This window comes from Caballeronia sp. 11_S32, from assembly GCF_056930355.1.
In genome coordinates, this window is sequence record NZ_JBXOWH010000005.1 from 634,364 (window position 1) to 652,544 (window position 18,181).

16 protein-coding genes are annotated in these 18,181 nt (G+C 64.7%); 11 read left to right on the plus strand and 5 right to left on the minus strand.

All coding sequences use genetic code 11. The features are described 5' to 3' along the window. Positions 1-76: 76 nt before the first annotated feature. On the minus strand, positions 77-970 hold the full coding sequence (locus AC1Z32_RS37490; RefSeq protein WP_483483909.1) for a LysR family transcriptional regulator: 894 nt from the start codon (positions 968-970) through the stop codon (positions 77-79). A gap of 148 nt (positions 971-1,118) precedes the next feature. Here AC1Z32_RS37490 and AC1Z32_RS37495 point away from each other — a divergent pair, with 148 nt between their 5' ends. The 10 genes from AC1Z32_RS37495 (at position 1,119) to AC1Z32_RS37540 (ending at position 12,734) form a co-directional block, all read left to right on the plus strand. Then, positions 1,119-1,892: a glucose 1-dehydrogenase gene (locus AC1Z32_RS37495; RefSeq protein ID WP_483483910.1), complete on the plus strand. Its 774-nt coding sequence runs from the start codon at positions 1,119-1,121 to the stop codon at positions 1,890-1,892. Between the two features lie 19 nt (positions 1,893-1,911). Beyond that, complete coding sequence (locus AC1Z32_RS37500; protein ID WP_483483911.1) at positions 1,912-3,102, plus strand: YncE family protein; 1,191 nt, start codon at positions 1,912-1,914, stop codon at positions 3,100-3,102. Between the two features lie 38 nt (positions 3,103-3,140). Next, positions 3,141-4,133, plus strand: coding sequence for a 2-hydroxyacid dehydrogenase (locus tag AC1Z32_RS37505; protein ID WP_483483912.1), 993 nt, complete (start codon positions 3,141-3,143; stop codon positions 4,131-4,133). 16 nt (positions 4,134-4,149) lie between these two features. Next, positions 4,150-4,965 carry a shikimate dehydrogenase gene (gene aroE / locus AC1Z32_RS37510; RefSeq protein WP_483483913.1) on the plus strand — a complete coding sequence of 272 codons (816 nt, stop codon included), beginning with the start codon at positions 4,150-4,152 and terminating at the stop codon, positions 4,963-4,965. Positions 4,966-5,063: 98 nt separating this feature from the next. Further along, entirely contained in the window at positions 5,064-6,479 is a 1,416-nt protein-coding gene (locus AC1Z32_RS37515; protein WP_483483914.1) for an MFS transporter, read from the plus strand. A gap of 389 nt (positions 6,480-6,868) precedes the next feature. Then, complete coding sequence (locus tag AC1Z32_RS37520) at positions 6,869-7,900, plus strand: TRAP transporter substrate-binding protein (RefSeq protein WP_483483915.1); 1,032 nt, start codon at positions 6,869-6,871, stop codon at positions 7,898-7,900. 15 nt (positions 7,901-7,915) lie between these two features. Further along, positions 7,916-9,811: a TRAP transporter large permease gene (locus AC1Z32_RS37525; RefSeq protein WP_483483916.1), complete on the plus strand. Its 1,896-nt coding sequence runs from the start codon at positions 7,916-7,918 to the stop codon at positions 9,809-9,811. Between the two features lie 19 nt (positions 9,812-9,830). Beyond that, the gene (locus tag AC1Z32_RS37530; protein ID WP_483483917.1) at positions 9,831-10,910 is read left to right on the plus strand and encodes a LacI family DNA-binding transcriptional regulator; all 1,080 of its coding nucleotides are present in this window, start codon (positions 9,831-9,833) and stop codon (positions 10,908-10,910) included. Between the two features lie 4 nt (positions 10,911-10,914). After that, positions 10,915-11,922, plus strand: a complete 1,008-nt coding sequence (locus AC1Z32_RS37535; protein WP_483483918.1) for a hydroxyacid dehydrogenase — start codon at positions 10,915-10,917, stop codon at positions 11,920-11,922. Beyond that, positions 11,919-12,734 (plus strand): amidohydrolase family protein, encoded by an 816-nt coding sequence (locus AC1Z32_RS37540; protein WP_483483919.1) that lies wholly within the window; start codon positions 11,919-11,921, stop codon positions 12,732-12,734. Before AC1Z32_RS37535 ends, AC1Z32_RS37540 begins: the two co-directional genes overlap by 4 nt. Before the next feature lie 581 nt (positions 12,735-13,315). Here AC1Z32_RS37540 and argE read toward each other — a convergent pair. The 4 genes from argE to AC1Z32_RS37560 are packed head-to-tail and all read right to left on the minus strand — an operon-like array spanning position 13,316 to position 16,991. Then, positions 13,316-14,482, minus strand: coding sequence for an acetylornithine deacetylase (argE, locus tag AC1Z32_RS37545; protein ID WP_483483920.1), 1,167 nt, complete (start codon positions 14,480-14,482; stop codon positions 13,316-13,318). Beyond that, positions 14,475-15,152, minus strand: coding sequence for a DUF1028 domain-containing protein (locus tag AC1Z32_RS37550; protein WP_483483921.1), 678 nt, complete (start codon positions 15,150-15,152; stop codon positions 14,475-14,477). The genes argE and AC1Z32_RS37550 overlap by 8 nt, the downstream gene beginning before the upstream one ends. A 19-nt stretch (positions 15,153-15,171) precedes the next feature. Continuing rightward, positions 15,172-15,609 carry a RidA family protein gene (locus AC1Z32_RS37555; RefSeq protein WP_483483922.1) on the minus strand — a complete coding sequence of 146 codons (438 nt, stop codon included), beginning with the start codon at positions 15,607-15,609 and terminating at the stop codon, positions 15,172-15,174. Positions 15,610-15,641: 32 nt separating this feature from the next. Then, the gene (locus AC1Z32_RS37560) at positions 15,642-16,991 is read right to left on the minus strand and encodes a flavin-containing monooxygenase (RefSeq protein ID WP_483483923.1); all 1,350 of its coding nucleotides are present in this window, start codon (positions 16,989-16,991) and stop codon (positions 15,642-15,644) included. Positions 16,992-17,209: 218 nt separating this feature from the next. On the opposite strand from AC1Z32_RS37560, the gene AC1Z32_RS37565 reads away from it, so the two are divergent. Further along, positions 17,210-18,136: a LysR family transcriptional regulator gene (locus AC1Z32_RS37565; RefSeq protein WP_062604857.1), complete on the plus strand. Its 927-nt coding sequence runs from the start codon at positions 17,210-17,212 to the stop codon at positions 18,134-18,136. Positions 18,137-18,181: the final 45 nt, after the last annotated feature.

Here is an 18,181-nt window from a genome sequence, read left to right on the forward strand (position 1 = left end):
ATGCGACGCAGATCAAACCCATTCTTTATTTCGCATCCCTGGATGCGAGCCCTGTCTTTCGATGGCCCGAAGGCAGTCACGCTTGCCCTTGCGTTTCGGTGCACAGGTCGATCACGTCAAGCAGCGCGCGCTTGATCGCATTGCTCGCGCCGATCCAGGCGAGCCCGATTCCCGCCTTGTGATCGCGTAGTTCGAGCGGTCGGGCAACGACCTTCGGCGGCAGCGCCATGGCCGCGGCAGCCGGGATGACGCCAATGCCGAGGCCGGCTGAAACCAGCGCGAGCATCGTCGAGAACTCGCCGAGCTCCTGCGCGATATTCAGATGCGCCCCCTCGCGCTTCAGCGCCACCAGCGTGTCGTCGTGAAAGCCCGGCGCGTAACGCCGGGCGAGCACGAAAGCAGGAAAGCCCCGGAGATCAGGCGGGCGAATCAGCGGCCGCGCGGCGAGCACGTGATCGTCGGGCAGCGCAACGACGAAGGGTTCCTCGAGCACCACGCGGACTTCCAGACCGCTCACGCTGACCGGCAGGCGTATCAGCCCGAAATCGAGCTGATTGTTCTGAAGCGCGGCGATCTGATCCGGCGTCGCCATATCCTTCAGTTCGAGCGTGATGAGCGGATAGCGCGCATGCATCGTGCGAATGAGCGCCGGCAGCAGCTTCGGCAGCACCGAGGAGACGAACGCGATGCGCAGCGTGCCGATTTCGCCCCGGGCCGACAGCCGCGCGGTCTGCTCCGCGCGCAGCGCCTGATGCAGCGTCGCGCGCGCCTCGGGCAAGAAAAGCCCTCCGGTCGCGCTCAGCACGACCTTATGCCGGTCGCGTTCGAACAGCCGCACGTCGAGTTCCTCTTCGAGCGCCTTGATCTGCATGCTCAGCGCCGGCTGAACGATGCACAGGCGCTGCGCCGCCCGTCCGAAGTGCAATTCCTCGGCGAGCGCGACGAATGCGCGTAGATGCTTCAGCTCCATGGAATCCCCCGCCCCGCGGGCGCGCGAACCTGTAATCACGATTCATGATAACAGCGTCATGAAAGACTATTGGCGCGGCGGCCGTACTTCGGGTGAACTAGGCACATCGGAGACAAACCGCATCCACGACAGGATGCGCGCTAAAACAATGGACAAGACACTGAAACTCTTCAGCCTGCACGGCAGGCGCGCACTGATCACCGGCTCCGGGCGCGGCATCGGACTGGCGCTGGCGCGAGGACTCGCGGGCGCGGGCGCCGCGATCATCATCAACGATCGCAATGAGCAAAAGGCAGCCGACATCGCCGCGAGCCTGCGCGACGAAGGCTTCGACGCCGGCTTCGCGGTATTCGACGTGACCGACCGCGAGCAGGTCGTCGCTGCGATCGAACGTGTCGAGAAGGACATCGGCGCGATCGACATTCTCGTCAACAACGCGGGCATCCAGCGCCGCGCGCCGCTCGAAAGCTTTGGCGAACGCGACTGGAACGACCTGCTGCGCGTGAATCTCGACGGCGTGTTCCAGGTCTCGCAGGCAGCCGCGCGGCACATGCTGGAGCGCGGGCGCGGCAAGATCATCAACATCGCCTCGGTGCAGAGCGAGCTGGCGCGGCCGGGCATCGCGCCCTACGCGGCCACGAAAGGCGCCATTCGCATGCTGACCAAGGGCATGTGCGCGGAATGGGCACGGCACGGCATTCAGGCCAACGCGATCGCGCCCGGCTACTTCGAGACCGATCTCAATCGCGCGCTCGTCGACGATCCCGCTTTCTCCGAATGGCTTTGCAAGCGCACGCCGGCGGGCCGCTGGGGCCGTGTCGAGGAACTGTGCGGCGCGGCGGTGTTTCTCGCGTCGGCGGCATCGGATTTCGTGAACGGGCAGACGCTTTTCGTCGATGGCGGATTGACCAGCGTGGTCTGAGCGGAAAGGAGACAAGGACATGCGTAACTCACTGGCAAGCCGTGGCCGCCGCATCCGCGCGGCCGCCGCCCTGACGATGGCCTTCGCGGCGTGCGCAGCGCACGCGGCCGACTGGATCGTGTCGGGCAACGACGGGAAGTATCAGCGCGTCGAAGGCCGCGACACGTTTCCGGACAATCCCGCGCCGGACACATTGACGCTCCTCGACGCGAGCCGCTTTCCCCCGCAAGTGAAGGTGCAGGTGGAAGTCGAGAACGGCATACAGGGGCCGCCGCAGGCGGTCGCCATCACGCCGGACGCGCAAGTCGCGCTGGTCGGCGCACCGACGCGCTACGACCATGCCGCGAAGAAGCTGCTGCTGGATTCGTTCGTGCAGGTGATCGACCTGCAGGCAACGCCGCCCGCCGTGACGCGGCTCGATATCGGCAGCCATCCGCAAGGCATCGCCATCGACCGGAGCGGCCGGCTCGCGCTTGTCGCGTGTATCGACGGCAGCGTGGCGGTGCTCGGCATCGACGGGAACCGTGTGACGCTCGTCGACACGCTGAAGGTCGCGCAGAAGCGGCTCGCCGGCGTGAGCTTCACGCATGACGGCGCGCATGCGCTCGTTGCGTTGCGCGACGAACAGGGCGTCGCGGTGCTCGACGTGGCCGATGGCCGCGTCACCGACAGCGGCGCGCGTCTTTCGAGCGGCGTCGCGCCCTACACGATCGACGTGTCGGGCGACGGCAAATGGGCCGTCGTCAGCGATGTCGGGCTGGCCGGCCTGCCCGCGTATTCCGCCCGGCTCGCGGGCGATGCCGACACGGTGACGCTCATCGACGTTTCGCGCACACCGTTTCGCGCGGTACAGCACCTGACCGTGCCGTCGCTGCCCGAGGGCGTGGCGATCTCGCCCGACGGCAAATGGATCGGCGTGCAGGCGATGGACGGCTCCAACCTGACGCCCGACAACCCCGGACGCCACGCGCGCGGCAAGGTCCTCTTGTTCGCGATCCGCGACGGCCAGGCCGTGAAGGTCGCCGAAGCGCCCGGCGGCGAGGCGGCGCAGGGCATCGTCTTCACCGCGGACAGCAAGCATCTGATCGTCCAGTTCAACGTCGAGAAGCAACTCGCGTTCTACGCCGTCGACGGCGGGCATCTGCGCGACACCGGACAGCGCATCGCGCTGACGGGCGGACCTTCGTCACTGCGCACGACGCCGCGCTGACACACCGACATCCAGTCAACGAGTAACAGGAGAACACCATGCGTACGCTTGACGCCGCACGCAGGAACGTCGTCGTCTTCAGAAAGCTGCCGGACGATCTTCTCGAGCGCATCGTGACGCAGCACAACGTCACCGTCGCCGACCCGCGACGCGCCGATGAATTGCCGCGCTTTCGCGAAGCCCTCGGCGACGCCGACGGTCTGATCGGATCGAGCTTCCGGCTCGGCGCGGGCGAACTCGCGCGCGCCCCGCGACTGAAGGTGATTTCGAGCATTTCGGTCGGGGTCGACAACTACGATCTCGCGCACCTCAGGGAACGCGACATCACGCTCTGCCACACGCCCGGCGTGCTGACCGAGACGACCGCCGACACCGTGTTCGCGCTGATCATGGCGAGCTCGCGCCGCCTCGTCGAGTTGTCGAACCACGTGCGCGAAGGCCGCTGGACGCGCAACATCGGCGAAGACCTGTTCGGCTGGGACGTGCACGGCAAGACGCTCGGCGTGCTCGGCTTCGGGCGCATCGGGCAGGCGGTGGCCCGGCGCGCGGCGCTCGGCTTCGGCATGCCGGTGCTCTTCCACGATCCGTTCGACGTGCCGGTTCCCGCGATGCTCGCCGGGCACGCAGAGCGTGCATCGTTCGACGAGGTGCTCGCGCGCGCGGACATCGTCGCGCTGACGCTGCCGCTCTCGGACGATACGCGCGGCCTGATGGACGCGCAGGCGTTCGCGGCGATGAAACCCGGCGCGATCTTCGTGAACGGCTCGCGCGGCGCGATCGTGCGCGAGGATGCGCTGCTTGCCGCGCTCGACAGCGGCCACCTGCGCGCCGCCGGACTCGACGTCTTCGCCGTCGAGCCGCTCGCGCAGGATTCGCCGCTGCGCACGCATCCGAAAGTGACGCCGCTGCCGCATATTGGCTCGGCGACGCACGAGACGCGGCGCGCGATGGCCGAACTCGCGACCGACAACCTGCTGCGCGTGCTCGATGGTAAAGCGCCCATCGCCGCGTTCGATCTCTCGAAGCACTGACCCGATGAGCCCCGCCATGCCTCATTCGATTCCATCCTTGTGCGGCTCGCTGGCCGGCCAGCCGTTCACCTTCAACGTCAAAGTGCACAACGCGGCCTATCGTGCGCTTGGCGTGGACTACACGTTCGTCAGCTTCGGCGTGGAGGACGCCGCCGGCGCGGTCGACGCGATGCGCACGCTCGGCATCCGCGGACTGAACGTGACGATGCCGCACAAGCAGGCGGTGATTCCCCATCTCGATGCGCTCGACGAAACCGCCCGCGAGATCGGCGCCGTCAATACCATCGACAACCGCGGCGGGCATCTCACCGGCTACAACACGGATTGCGTCGGCGCCGTGCGCGCGCTCGAAGAGGCGACGCCGCTCGATGGCCGGCGCATCGCCCTGCTCGGCGCGGGCGGCGCGGCACGCGCGATCGCGTGGGGCGCGCGGCGCGCCGGCGCCCGGGTCACCGTGTTCAACCGGACCGCGGCGCGCGGACAGGCGCTCGCCGACGACCTCGGACTCGCCTTCGGCGGCGCGCTCGGCGACTTCGATCCGCATGCGTTCGACATCGTCGTGAATGCGACCGCCGCCGGATTTCGCGCGCCGGAGGTCAATCCGTTGCGCTCCGGGCAACTCGCGCCGCATCTCGTCGTGATGGATGCGGCCTTCATCCCGGTTCGCACGAAGCTGATCCGCGATGCCGCCGAACTCGGCTGCCGCACGATCGACGGCACGCGCATGCTGCTGCATCAGTTCTGCGGCCAGGTCGAGCTTTATACGGGCAAGGAGGCGCCGCTGGACGCGATGAGCGCCGCCCTGCTCGACGAAATCGCCCGGGTGGGCTAAGCCCCATTCGCCTATCAGGAAAAGCCGGCGGACCCGCATCTCGCGCGAAGACGAGGACGGGACCGTCGCCGTAAGTCGCAGGAACGGAGAGAGACATCATGAAGCACCAGCCAAGCATCGCGGCCGCCGACAGCGGACTCGCACGCACCGCCGACACCAACACCAACACCAACACCAGCCGGGACGAGGTCACCACGAGCGATCTGTATCGCGCCGCCTGGGCCGCGTCGCTCGGCAGCGCGCTCGAGTACTACGACTTCGCGCTCTACAACCTCGCATCGGCGCTGATCTTCGGGCCGCTGTTCTTCCCGTCGAGCGATCCCGCCATCGCGCTGATCGCGAGCTTCGGCGCGTATTTTCTCGGCTTCGCGATCAGGCCGGTGGGCGGCATCATCTTCGGCGCGCTCGGCGACCGCTACGGCCGCAAGTTCGTGCTGATGGCGACGATCCTGCTGATGGGCGTCGCCAGCACGTTGATCGGCCTGTTGCCGACGTATGCAAGCGCCGGTATCTGGGCCCCGGTCCTGCTCGTCGGCTGCCGTCTGCTGCAAGGTCTCGGCGCGGGCGCCGAACAGGCCGGCGCGGCCGTGCTGATGGCCGAGTACGCGCCCGCGAAGCGACGCGGCTACTTCGCCGCGCTCCCCTTCATGGGCGTGCTGCTCGGCACGGTGATGGCGGCCGCGATCTACTTCGCGCTGGTGCGCGTCGAGGATGTCTCGCAAAGCTGGCTGTGGCGCGTACCGTTCCTGCTGAGCGTGTTCATCATCGCGGTGGCGATCTGGATCCGGTTGAAGCTCAAGGAATCCCCGTCGTTTTCGAAGCTCGAAGCGCGACATCAGATCAACGATAGCCCGCTCAAGCATCTCATCAAACATTCGAAGCCGACGCTGCTCAAGGTCATCGGCATGCGCATGGCCGAGAACGGCGGCTCGTCGATCTATCAGTCGCTCGCCATCAGCTATATGGCCACCGCGACGGGCCTCAAGGGACCGATCGGGCCGGTCGCGCTTCTGCTCGCGGCCGTGTCGGGCGCGGTGATCATTCCGCTCACCGGCAAGCTCAGCGATCGCTTCGGACGCGTGCCGGTCTATCGGGCCTTCGCGCTGTATCAGCTGCTGCTTGCCTTTCCGACGTGGTGGGTGCTGAGCCAGGGCAACGCCGCGGCGAGCATCGCCATGCTGTGCGTCGCGCTCGCGGGCGTCTGGGGCATGTTCGCCACGCAAGGAGCGCTGCTGCCGGAGCTCTTCGGCGCGCAGCATCGCTATGCGGGCGTCGCGGTGGGGCGCGAGGTGTCCGCGGTGATCGCGGGCGGGGTCGCGCCGCTGATTGGCGCATCGATCATCGCGTGGGCGACCGCGCACTGGGGCGGCGCCGAGGGCCGCATTCTCGCGTGGATTCCGCTTGCCGCCTACGTCGCCATTCTCAGCGTGATCGGCGTGGTGACGACCTACTACACCCCCGAGACGCGCGGCCGTGATCTCGACGATCTGCACGATGCTTCCGATGCTGGTTAAGCAGATGAAGCGCTCGGAGGATGTGCCATGGCGTTTGTGATCGACGTGTTCGCCCGGCGCATCGCCGGGTGCGTGTCAGTTTGTCGATGATCACGGACTTCGTTTTGGATGCGCTCGAGCAGGCGCCGAGATAATCGGCGCTTCAAAAACGCACAGCGCGCAAAGCCGCCGGTTCACATCACAACAGCGGCTGGTTGTGATTCATGCCCACGGGACACCCGCCGCGCCGAAGGCCGAGATGCTACGGTGAACGCGGGTAAACGCCCATTTGATCCTGCGATCCAGCGCTTTACTGTATCGATACACTAAATCGATACAGTCGCGCCGCCCCGTCGCGTCGCGCTGAAGACATCCGCCCGCGCTCAGAGCGGCATCCAGGAGACAACACCATGCAATCCATTTCCCGGCGACGGTTCCTCCACACTGCTTCCGCGGCCTCGCTCGCGGCGGCGGGCGCGGGCTTTCCCGCGATCGTGCGCGCCCAGCCCGCGGCCACGCTGCGGCTTTCGTCTTCAATGCCGCCTAACGAAAACGCCGCGCATTACGTGTGGTATCAGAACCTCGCCGCGAACCTGAAGGCGAGCGTCGGCGACCAGATCCGCATCGACTATTTCCCGAACAACCAACTGGGCAAGGAAAGCGATGTCGTACAGCAGGTGAAGGTCGGCGCGGTCGACATGATGGTGACCGGCTCGTCGATCTGGGCGACCGTGCTGCCGGAGCTCGGCATGCTCGATCTCGGCTACGTCTTCGACAGCTTCGATCACGTGGGCCGCGCGATGGACGGCACCGTCGGCAAGTCGTTCGACACCATGCTTCAGCAGCGCGCGGGCTGCTCGGTCGTCACCTGGGGCTATTCGTTCGGCGCACGCAATGTGTTCACCAGGAAGCCCACTCAATCGCTGGCGGACATCAAGGGCGTGAAGCTGCGCGTGCTGCCGACGCCCGCGTTCATGGAAACCTTCAAGCTGATGGGCGCGGTGCCGACGCCCATTCCCATCGGCGAGCTGTACATGGCCGCGCAGACGGGCGTCGTCGATGGTTTCGAGCACGATTGCGCGACGGTGCTCGCCAGCAAATACGATGAGGTCGTGAAGTCATGCTGGCAGACGCAGCACGTGTTCAGCCCGCTCGTCGTCGTGATGGGACGCCGCGCACTGGCGAAGATTCCGGAGAATCTGCGCCCCGCGTTTCAGAAAGCGGCGCAGGACGCGACCGCGAAGCAGCGCGTCGCAGCCATCCAGACGGCTGCCAGCGCCGAGCAGGAGTTGAGAAAGCGCGGCATGACGTTCTTTCCGATGTCGAAGGCCGACCGCGACACCGCGCGCGGCGAGATGCAGTCGCAACTGTATGCGAGCTTCTCGAAGCAGTATCCCGCGACCGCCCCGCTCTTCACCGCCATCGCCGCGGCGCGCGGCTAACGAGGCAGACATACCATGACCACATTCTCCGCGACGCCCGGACCGGAAGCGCAACTGGCCGCGCCCGGCTTCGGCCATGAGACCGTGCTCGCGCGCGGCCTCGCGCGTCTCATGCACTGGATCGAATACTTCTGCGCGGCCGTGCTCGCGGCCGATGTGATCGTGGTGTTCCTCTCCGTGATCTATCGCTACTTCCTGCACGATCCGTTCGACTGGGCCGAGGAAGTCGCCGGCGCGCTGATGATCGTACTGGTGTTCTTCGGCGCCGCCACCGTGCTGGGACGCAGTCAGCATGTGGGCGTCGACCTGTTTCGCGGCATGCTGCCCCGGCGCTGGCAGCCCGCGCTCGTGCATGTAGGACACTGGGTGATCGCGGGCGTCGCGGGGAATCTGTGCGCGTCGTCGTGCCTGCTGCTGGTCGATTCCTACGGTCAGATGACGCCGAGCGGCCTTCCCGCGTGGATCAACGTGTATCCGCTCGTGATCGGCAGCGTGTTCATGATGGTGTTCGCGCTCGCCAACGCGCTCAACGGGGCGCGCAAGACCGTGCTCGGCACGCTGATCGGCTGCGTGCTGCTCGCCGCCGCCGTGTTCGCCTGGAACGCGTTCGTGCCCGGTCTCGCCATCAAGCCCGGCTTTCTGCTGATGGCCGGATTCATAGGCGGACTGGTGCTCGGCGTGCCGATCGGCTTCGTGCTCGCGTTCTCGGCGCTGCTGTACTTCCTCGCGGAACCGTCCCTGCCGATGCTCGTCTACTCGCAGCAGGTGATGGCCGGCACCGACCACTTCGTGCTGCTCGCCATTCCGTTCTTCGTGCTGGCCGGGCTGCTGATGGAAACGAACGGCATGTCGTCGCGCCTGATCGAATTGCTGCTACGGATTTTCGGGCGCGTGCGCGGCGGGCTCGGCCTCATCACCATCATGGCGACGGCGTTCTTCTCGGGCGTGTCCGGTTCAAAGCTGGCCGATATCGCGGCGGTCGGCGGCGTCGTGATGCCGGCCGTGCGCCAGAGCAAGGAAGACCCGAACGAGGCCGCGGCGCTGCTGGCCTGCAGCGCCGTGATGGCGGAAACCATTCCGCCGTGCGTGAACATGATCATCATGGGCTTCGTCGCGAACATCTCCATCGCCGGGCTGTTTCTCGCGGGCGTGGTGCCGGCAGCCGTGCTGGCCGTGGCGCTGGCGGTCGTCGCGGTGATCTTCGGGCGCCGCATCAATCTCGCCGACGCGCTCACCAACCCGCGCGCATGGCTGCCGCTCCTCGGCGGCGCGCTGGTCGCGCTCGTCATGATCACGATGATCGGCAAGGGCGTGACGTCGGGCATCGCGACGTCGACCGAAGTGTCCGCGTTCGCCGTGGTCTACGCGCTCATCGTCGGCTGGCTGGCGTTTCGCGAACTCACGCCGAAATCGGTCGCACGCGTGTTCGTGCGCTCGGCGTCGATGGCGAGCAGCATCCTGTTCATCGTTGCGGCGGCCTCCAGCGTGTCGTTCGCGCTGACCATCGAGCAGATTCCCGCGCTCGTGTCCGATTCGATGATCGCCTTCGCGCATCAATACGGCCCGACGATGTTCCTGCTGCTCTCCGTGCTGATCATGATCGTGTTCGGCGCGGTGCTGGAAGGCGCGCCCGCGCTCATCATCTTCGGGCCGCTGCTCACGCCGATCGCGACGCAGCTCGGCATCAACCCGCTGCATTTCGGCACGGTGATCGTCGTCGCGATGGGTCTCGGTCTGTTCGCGCCGCCCGTGGGGCTGGGGCTTTTCGCGACCTGCGCCATCACCGGCACGGAGATGAAGGCCGTGGCGCGTCCTATGCTCAAATACCTGCTGGTGCTGTTCGTCGCGCTGGTGGTGCTGATTCTCGTGCCATCGTTTTCGTTGTGGTTGCCGAACCGGCTCGGCCTGTAGCCGGAAGATGCAAAACCTTATGAGCACCATTCAGGATGTCGCCCGCGAGGCCGGTGTTTCCGTGAGCACGGTATCCAACGTGCTCAACGGCCGCACCGGTCAGATGCGCCAGGAAACGCTCGCGCGCGTGCAGGCCGCGATGAGCGCGCTGCAATACCGGCCGAGCACGCTCGCGCGCCAGCTCAAGACGGGACAGACGCCGCTCATCGGACTGCTGGTGCCGTCCATCGCCAATCCGATGTACGGTTACATCGCGCGCGAAGTCGAAACATATGCGCAGGAGCGGTATGGCTACCGCGTGATGATCGGCAACACGTATCGCGATCCGCAGAAGGAAGCCTCGTTCTTCGAGGATCTGTTGTCGCAGGGCGTGCGGCGAGTGATCGTGATCTCGTCGCTTGCGAACGAGCGCCATCTGGAAACGGCCGTCGAGCGCGGCATGGTCGTCGTCAGCTACGATCGCCGCGCGACCGAAGGCGAGACCACGCGCGTCGAGCACGTCACGCCGGACAACTTCGAGGCAGCGCGCATCGCGACGCGGCATCTGATCGCGCACGGACACACGCGGCTCGCCTTCGCCACATTGACCGGCATGACGATGAGCCGCCGCGACAAGATCGACGGCTTTCTCTCGGCTGCGGCGGATGCGGGCCCGCTGGAAAACGCGCGCGTGCTCGACAGCGGGCCGGTCAACGAATACGGCGATTCGATGATCGCGGAAAACGGCCGCGCGCTCGCGCGCCTTCTCGCGCAAGACGACGCGCGCCCGACGGGCATCGTCGCCGTCAACGATCTGATGGCGCTCGGCCTGATGGCGGGCCTGCGCGAGTGTGGCTTGCGCGTGCCGGAGGACGTATCGATCGTCGGCATGGACGGACATTTTCTGGCGGCCATTTCGAATCCCGCGCTGACGACCGTCCAGCTTCCGGTGCCGTCAATGGCCGCCGCGATGGTCGAGCGCGCGATGCGCCCGCACGACGAACCCATGCCCGCATCGGAGCAGGCGCTCTTCACAGATATCACGCTGGTCGAGCGCGAGTCGGTCGCGCGCCCGGGCAAGACGGCGGCGAAAGCGAAGCAAGCCAGAAAGACAGGATAAGGATATGAACAAGGTATTCGTGAGTCATCCCCGGCATATGCTGGACCATTACTTCGGCGCACGCGCGGCGGCGGCGCTCGCGAAGTTCGCCGACGTCGCGTACAACGCCGAAGATCGCGAACTGACGACCGCCGAACTCGCCAACGCCGCGCGCGACGCCGATGTCATCATCGCTTACCGGCAGACGCCCGCGCCGCGGGCGTTGTTCGAGTCGCTGCCGAAGCTGGCGGCCTTCGTTCGTTGCGCGGTGGATATTCGCACGATCGATGTCGATGCCGCGAGCGAGCTCGGCGTGCTCGTCACTCAGGCGAGCGCGGGCTTCGTGCCCGCCGTGTCCGAATGGGTGATCGGCGCGATGCTCGATCTCGCGCGCGGAACGACCGCGTATGCGCAGGCGTATCACCGCCACGAACCGCCCGCGCCAAACATGGGCCGCGAATTGCGCGGCAGCACGTTCGGCGTGATCGGTTATGGACAGATATCGCGCTACCTGTGCAATCTCGCACTTGCATTTGGCATGCGCGTCATCGTGTCCGATCCTTGCGCGGCCGTCGCCGATGCGCGCGTGCATCAGGTCGGCCTGAATGATCTGCTCGCCGAGTCGGACTTCGTGGTCTGTCTGGCGCCCGCCACGCCACAGACCGCGAACCTGATGAACGCACGCGCCTTCGCCGCGATGAAGCCTGGCGCGTACTTCATCAATGCGGCGCGCGGCGAACTTGTCGACGATGCCGCCTTGCTCGCCGCGCTGGAGCGTGGTCATCTGGCAGGATGCGCGCTCGACGTGGGACGCGCGGCGGATCAGATGCCCTCGCCTTCGCTGGCGGCCCATCCGCGCGTGCTCGCAACGCCGCACATCGGCGGACTGACGCCGGGCGCCATCGAGCATCAATCGATGGAAACGGTCGCGCAAACCGAAGCGCTGTTCCAGGGCCGCATGCCTGCCGGCGCCGTGAATGCCGCGCATGCGTTCCGTCTTTCGGCTTTCGATATTCCGGCGGATGCGCGATGAACGCTCCGCTCGACCTCGAAGGCGCATGCGATTGCCACATCCACGTGTACGAGGAAGGCTATCCGCTGGCGGCGAGCGCAACATTCGCGCCGCCGCCGGCGCCTGCCCCGGCTTACCGGGACGTGCAGCGGGCGCTCGGCTTCTCGCGCGCGATCGTCGTGCAACCAACGGGTTATGGCTTCGACAACCGTTGCACGCTCGCGGCCATTGCACAGCTCGGCGACGGTGCGCGCGGCGTCGCGGTCGTGCCGCCCGATATCAGCGATGACGAACTGCAGCGTCTGCACGACGCCGGCATACGCGGCGTGCGCTTCATGATGCTCCCGGGCGGCGTGCTGCCGTGGGACGCGCTCGCCCGCATGTCCGCGCGCATCGCGCCGATGGGCTGGAACATCAACCTTCAACTCGACGGACACACGCTGCCGCGGCATGAAGCAATGCTCGCGCGCTTGCCGTCGAAGCTCGTCATCGATCATCTCGGCAAATTCCTCGCGCCTGTCACGCCGGAAAGCGAAGGGTTCGCGTCGCTGTGCCGCCTGCTCGACGGGCCGCGCTGCTGGGTCAAGCTGTCCGCGCCCTATGAGAGTTCGCGCAGCGGTGCGCCTGATTTCGACGATATATCGTGGCTCGTGCGCACGCTCTCCGCGCGTTTTCCCGAGCGAGGCGTGTGGGCATCGAACTGGCCGCATCCGAACGTAAAGCCCGTGCCCGACGATGCACGCATGCTCGACTGGGCCATGCGACTCGTGGACAGCGACAGGATCCGCGGCAGGATACTCGTCGACAACCCTGCCGAGCTATACGGGTTCTGACCTTGGACGGAACTCATGAACCAACGGCCGCTGGAACCACGCGTAATCGTCCACCTTGCCCGTGCCGGGGAATTCCGCATCGAAGCGCCGGCGCAGTGCGTGTAGCGCATGAATGAAGACGCGATGGCCCTTTTTTCAACGCACTTGCAGTTATCGGCGCGTGACTTTGCTAAAGGCTGATCCCGCCCTGTTGCTGGGGCCGAACGCCCTTCGATGGTTGCGGATTGGTGGCGAAGCTTCTAATGGGGTTTGGGGGACGGACGATTAGTTGCATTACGTCGACGGAACCGACCGTACGAACGCGTGGCTATGCATTTCCCGCACAGGAGACCGATCGTGCTCAGACTCTTCAGCAATACGGTGCTGGCCGATGCAGCCTCCGGATGCGTTAGATGTCCATTCGAAGCTTGCGCACCCCATGGAACATCCAACCCAGGCTAACTGGACACCCACGGCCTTGCGAGGAAGATAGAAAGCGCCGCGCCGTGGCGCAGCGCAATGGCCTGCGCCCACCTGACTGGCCTCTCGAGTTCAGTCCGATTTGCGCCAACGCCCACGGCGGGACTTCAAAGCAAGATGCCTCAAACCGCGCCAGCGGCGGCATACCGCGCGACGCGCTCCATCATCGAATCGCAGTCTTGAAGTTGCCCGATCGTCACATATTCGTCGGGTTTATGCCCTTGATCCATGCTGCCCGGGCCGCAAACGACCGTTGGAATGCCGGCGTGATTGAACAGTCCCCCTTCGGTTCCGAACGCCACCGTACCGAACTCGTCCGAGCCGCAAAGCACCGCCAGAATTCGAGCCGCCTCGCTTTCGGGCGGAGTCGCGAGTCCCGGGTATTCGGATAGCGGTTCAAGAAGGATGTCTACATCGGATTTCACGGCGCGCATCTTCGGCAGCAATTCAGCTTGCGCGTATGTCTGCAAATCGTCGGCGACTATGTTGGCATCGAAGCCCGGCAGCGCACGCACTTCGAAATCGAACTCGCATTCCGCCGGCACGATGTTGAGCGCGCGGCCGCCTTTGATGACACCCGTTTGCACGGTCGAATACGGCGGGTCGAATCGCTCGTCGTGATGCTCGGGTTGCGCCAGCCGCTCGCCGATTTCTTCCAGACGATTGATCAGGCGCGCCGCATATTGAATGGCGTTCACGCCATTCGGTGCATAGGCGGAGTGACAAGGCGCGCCTTTCACCTGACAGCGCACGGCGAGTTTGCCCTTATGGCCGAGCACCGGTTTCAATTCGGTCGGCTCGCCAATGAGACACAACAGAGGCTTGTGCGCCCGCTTCTCCAGTTCCGCGAGCATCGGTCGTACGCCGAGACATCCGACTTCTTCATCGTAGGAAAACGCGAGATGCACCGGAATCTTCAGTTCACGCTCGACGAAGAGCGGCACCGCGGCCAATACCGATGCGAGATAGCCCTTCATGTCGGCCGTGCCGCGTCCGTATAGCCGCCCTTCCTTCTCGCTCAGCTTGAACGGATCGACGGTCCACGCTTGTCCATCGACCGGCACGACGTCGGTGTGACCCGACAGCACGATGCCGCCACGATCGCGCGGTCCAATGGTCGCGAACAGATTCGCCTTCGTGCGGTCCGCGTTGTAGAACAGTTCGCTTTCGACGTCGAAGTGCGCGAGGTAATCACGAATGAACTCGATCAGCTTAAGGTTCGGATCGCGGCTGACTGTCGCAAAACCGATCAGCCGTTCGAGCAGATCGCGGCTCGTCATGTCATTCATCCCCCGGCACTCCGTAGCTCGGCGCTGCGGTCGGATTCAACGCGCGGGTCACATAGTCCTGCATCTGCGGCTTATATGCGAGCCATAGGCCATCGAGCTTGCCGATGGGGTCGTCATCCGCCCAGTCGACGCGCAGATCGACGAGCGGCCAGCTCTGCTCCCCCGCGATCTTCAGCGCCGCCGAATGCACGGGCCCCGCTTCACCGCCCGCTGCGATCGCCGCATGCATGGCGGCAAGCAAACGATCCGCGAGATGACCCGACGCATTCTCGAACGCGGGGATCATCGCCTCTATCACGTGCGTTCCCGCGAGCATGTTGCCCGCCGCGACGCATTGCGTGCCCGCGACCGCATGATACGTGCCGAGCGCCTGCTTGCCGCTAAAGAACGCGGTGCGCCCCTGTGCATCGACCACCGTCACCTGCCGATACTCGCTCCATTCGCTCTCACGAAGCGCGCGATCCAGCGCTGCGGCGGGATCGAGCTTCGCGCGCTCCATATGGTCGAGAATCTGCGTGCCGAGCGCGGGCAGCGTCACGTTCTGCGTCGCGACCACGCCGACGCCCGCGCGCACCCATGGACAGCGCGCGCCCACCGCGATGCTCGATGAACTGATCGCGATGCCGAGCTGCCCGGTCTGCTCACATCGTCCGACGATAGAAAAAGTCATGTGCGCTCCTTGACGTCATTCAGGCCTGAGGCGGCGTCCATCCATCGGGGATGACGGCGATCACGTCGATCTCCATCAGCCATTCCGGCTGACCGAGCGCGACAACGGTGAGTCCCGTCGAAATCGGAAACACGCCCTTCAGCCACTTGCCGACTTCGCGATACACCGGCTCGCGAAAGCGCACATCGGTGAGATAGGTCGTGGTCTTGACGACATGCGATAAATCGCTGCCCGCCTCTTCGAGCAATTGCTTCACGTTTTTCATCGCCTGCTCGGCCTGCGCGCGCGGATCGCCGAGACCGACGAGATTGCCGTCGAAATCCGTGCCGATCTGTCCTCGCACGTACACCGTATTGCCCGCGCGGACAGCCTGGCAAAGATCGTTATCGAGCGATTGATTCGGGTACGTATCCTTCGTGTTGAACATGCGGATACGGGTATGCGTGGGTTGGCTCATCGAATGCACCTTGATGCTGGATAGATTGGTAATCAGTTGACGCCCATCTCGCTCACCGTATGGATGCGCGATGCGCCGGGCGCGCTCTCGACGCTTTCCACGCGCTTCTCTTCCACATGAAGATGCGGCTCGTCGTAATAAGCGTGGTACTTGCGCTGCGTGGCGATGTGATCGGCAATGTGCTTCGCGTCGTGCCACACGCCCCAGATGAACGCGGAGCCACGGCGCGACAGCCACGGCAAGCCGAGGAAATAGATACCCGGCTCCTTGGCGACACCGCGCTGATGTTTCGGCTTGCCCTTTTCGTCGAATGCATCGACTTGAAGCCAGGTGAAATCGACAGCGTAACCCGTTGCCCAGATGATCGACGTGACGCCTTCCTTGGCCAGATCGAGTTCGAGCAGCGGATGCTTCATGCATTCCGGATCATCGGGAATATTGCGCGCCTCCGGCTCTTCGGGAAGGTCCAGGCCGTTGCGTTGCGCGTAGGCATCGGCAGCATCGAGTAGCGACAGATAGTTCTCGTCGCCGCGACGAATGTTATCCGCGAGATCGGCTTCGAAGGTGACGAGCGTATCGTCGAACGATTTCGTCAGACCGGTGAGCGTGATGCCCTGATGCGCCAGGCGCCTGAAGTCGACCGTATGACCGCCGCGCGCGCCACTCACCGCGATCGTCACGTGCTCGCGTCCGGGCTTCATCACTTCCGCGTCCCACTCGCCGAGCACGCCGAGCCACCAGCAGAAATCGCGTCCACGATAACCACGCGGCGGACGATCATGCGCGCCCACCGACAAATAAACGCGCCGGCCCGCGCGCTGCAATTCATCGGCGATCTGCACGCCCGACGATCCCGCGCCGACAACCAGCACACCGCCTTCGGGCAATTGCTGCGGATTGCGATAGTCGGCGGAATGAATCTGCGTGAGCGCCGCACTTTTCGGCGCGATCGGCGGAATCACGGGGCGCTGGAACGGTCCCGTCGCAACCACGACGCGGTTCGCTTCGATCGTTCCTTCAGACGTGTCGACAGTAAAGCCGGGCCGCCCGACATTGCGCACGACCTTCTTCACCTCGACGCCCGTCCGGATCGGCGCTTCGAACTTCTTTGCGTAGGCGACAAAGTAGTCGGCGACCTGCTCCTTGCCCGCGAAGCCATCGGGATCGACATCCGCAATCTCGAGATTGGGGAAACGATCGTGCCATGCAGGTCCGTTGGCGACGAGTGAATCCCACCGGCCCGTACGCCAGCGTTCGGCGATGCGATCGCGCTCGAGCACGATATGCGGTACGTCGAGCTTGCTCAGATGTTCGCTCATGGCGATGCCAGCTTGCCCGGCGCCCACAACGAGCGTGTCAGTTGCCTTTATTTCGACTGTCATGGGTGAGTCCTTCGAAGAAGCGGAGTTCGGTGTGCGATCCCGTCGACCTGTTGCGGCTTCGGTGCACCATGCGTGTGCTTTCGGATAGCAATCTACGCCCGCTTTCAGAATCCGAAAAATATATTAAAAAAATGCAAAGCATCAGTTCTACCTATGCAGTCATTTTTGATCACTTCACAATGCGATCCATCTGACGGCGTCAACCGGGAGCAATGCCCATGGAAAATCAGCCGCTGCGTTACTCACTGCGTCAGTTGCGATACTTCGTAGTAACGGCGGAAGTCCTGTCTTTCACGGCCGCAGCGAGACGCCTGCACATTTCACAGCCGTCCATCTCAACTGCCCTTGCCGATCTCGAGATCTCGTTCGGCGTTCAGTTGTTCATCCGGCATCACGCAAGTGGTCTGTCGCTTACTCAGGCGGGTCGCGATCTTCTCGGACAGGCGCGTAATCTCCTGAAGTTCGCCGAGGAACTGCAGATGGCCGCCACCGAAATGGACGGTGGCATGACGGGATCGATCGCGCTCGGCTGTCTCGTCTCTCTCGCGCCGCCATTGATGCCCGGATTGATCAGCCGTTTCACGAGCGAGCATGGTGGAATCAGCTTTCGCACCATCGAGGCGCATCAGGACGAGCTTCTAAAAGGCCTGCACGACGGTTCGCTCGACATCGCCCTCACGTACAGTCTCGATCTGACCGAAGACATCGCTTTCACACCTTTACTTTCCCTGCCGCCCTACGCGATTCTGCCCGCGACACATAGATTGGCGCGCGCGCGAAAGGTGTCGCTGCAGGATCTGATAGACGAACCATACGTGATGCTGGACCTGCCGCACAGCCGGGACTACTTCGCCGCGCTTTTCGACGTCGTGGGAAGCCGGCCGGTCCCTGCGTTTCGTTCCTCGCAGCCGGAAGTCGTGCGCGGGATGGTCGCGAACGGGCTTGGCTACAGCATCCTGAACTTCCCGCTGAGCTCGACGCGAACCGTCGACGGCGGCGAGTTCGTGATTAAGCACTTTAGGGACAATGTCAACGCGACGACGCTCGGAATCGCCCAATCTAAAACAATGAAGCCGCGGCAACTCGTGTCGCGCTTCTCCTCCTTCTGCGAAGGCTATATACGGCGGCTCAAGCTCGACACGTAAGCGCGTTGCATAGCCATAACCTTGCTTTAGTATCCAAAAACAATA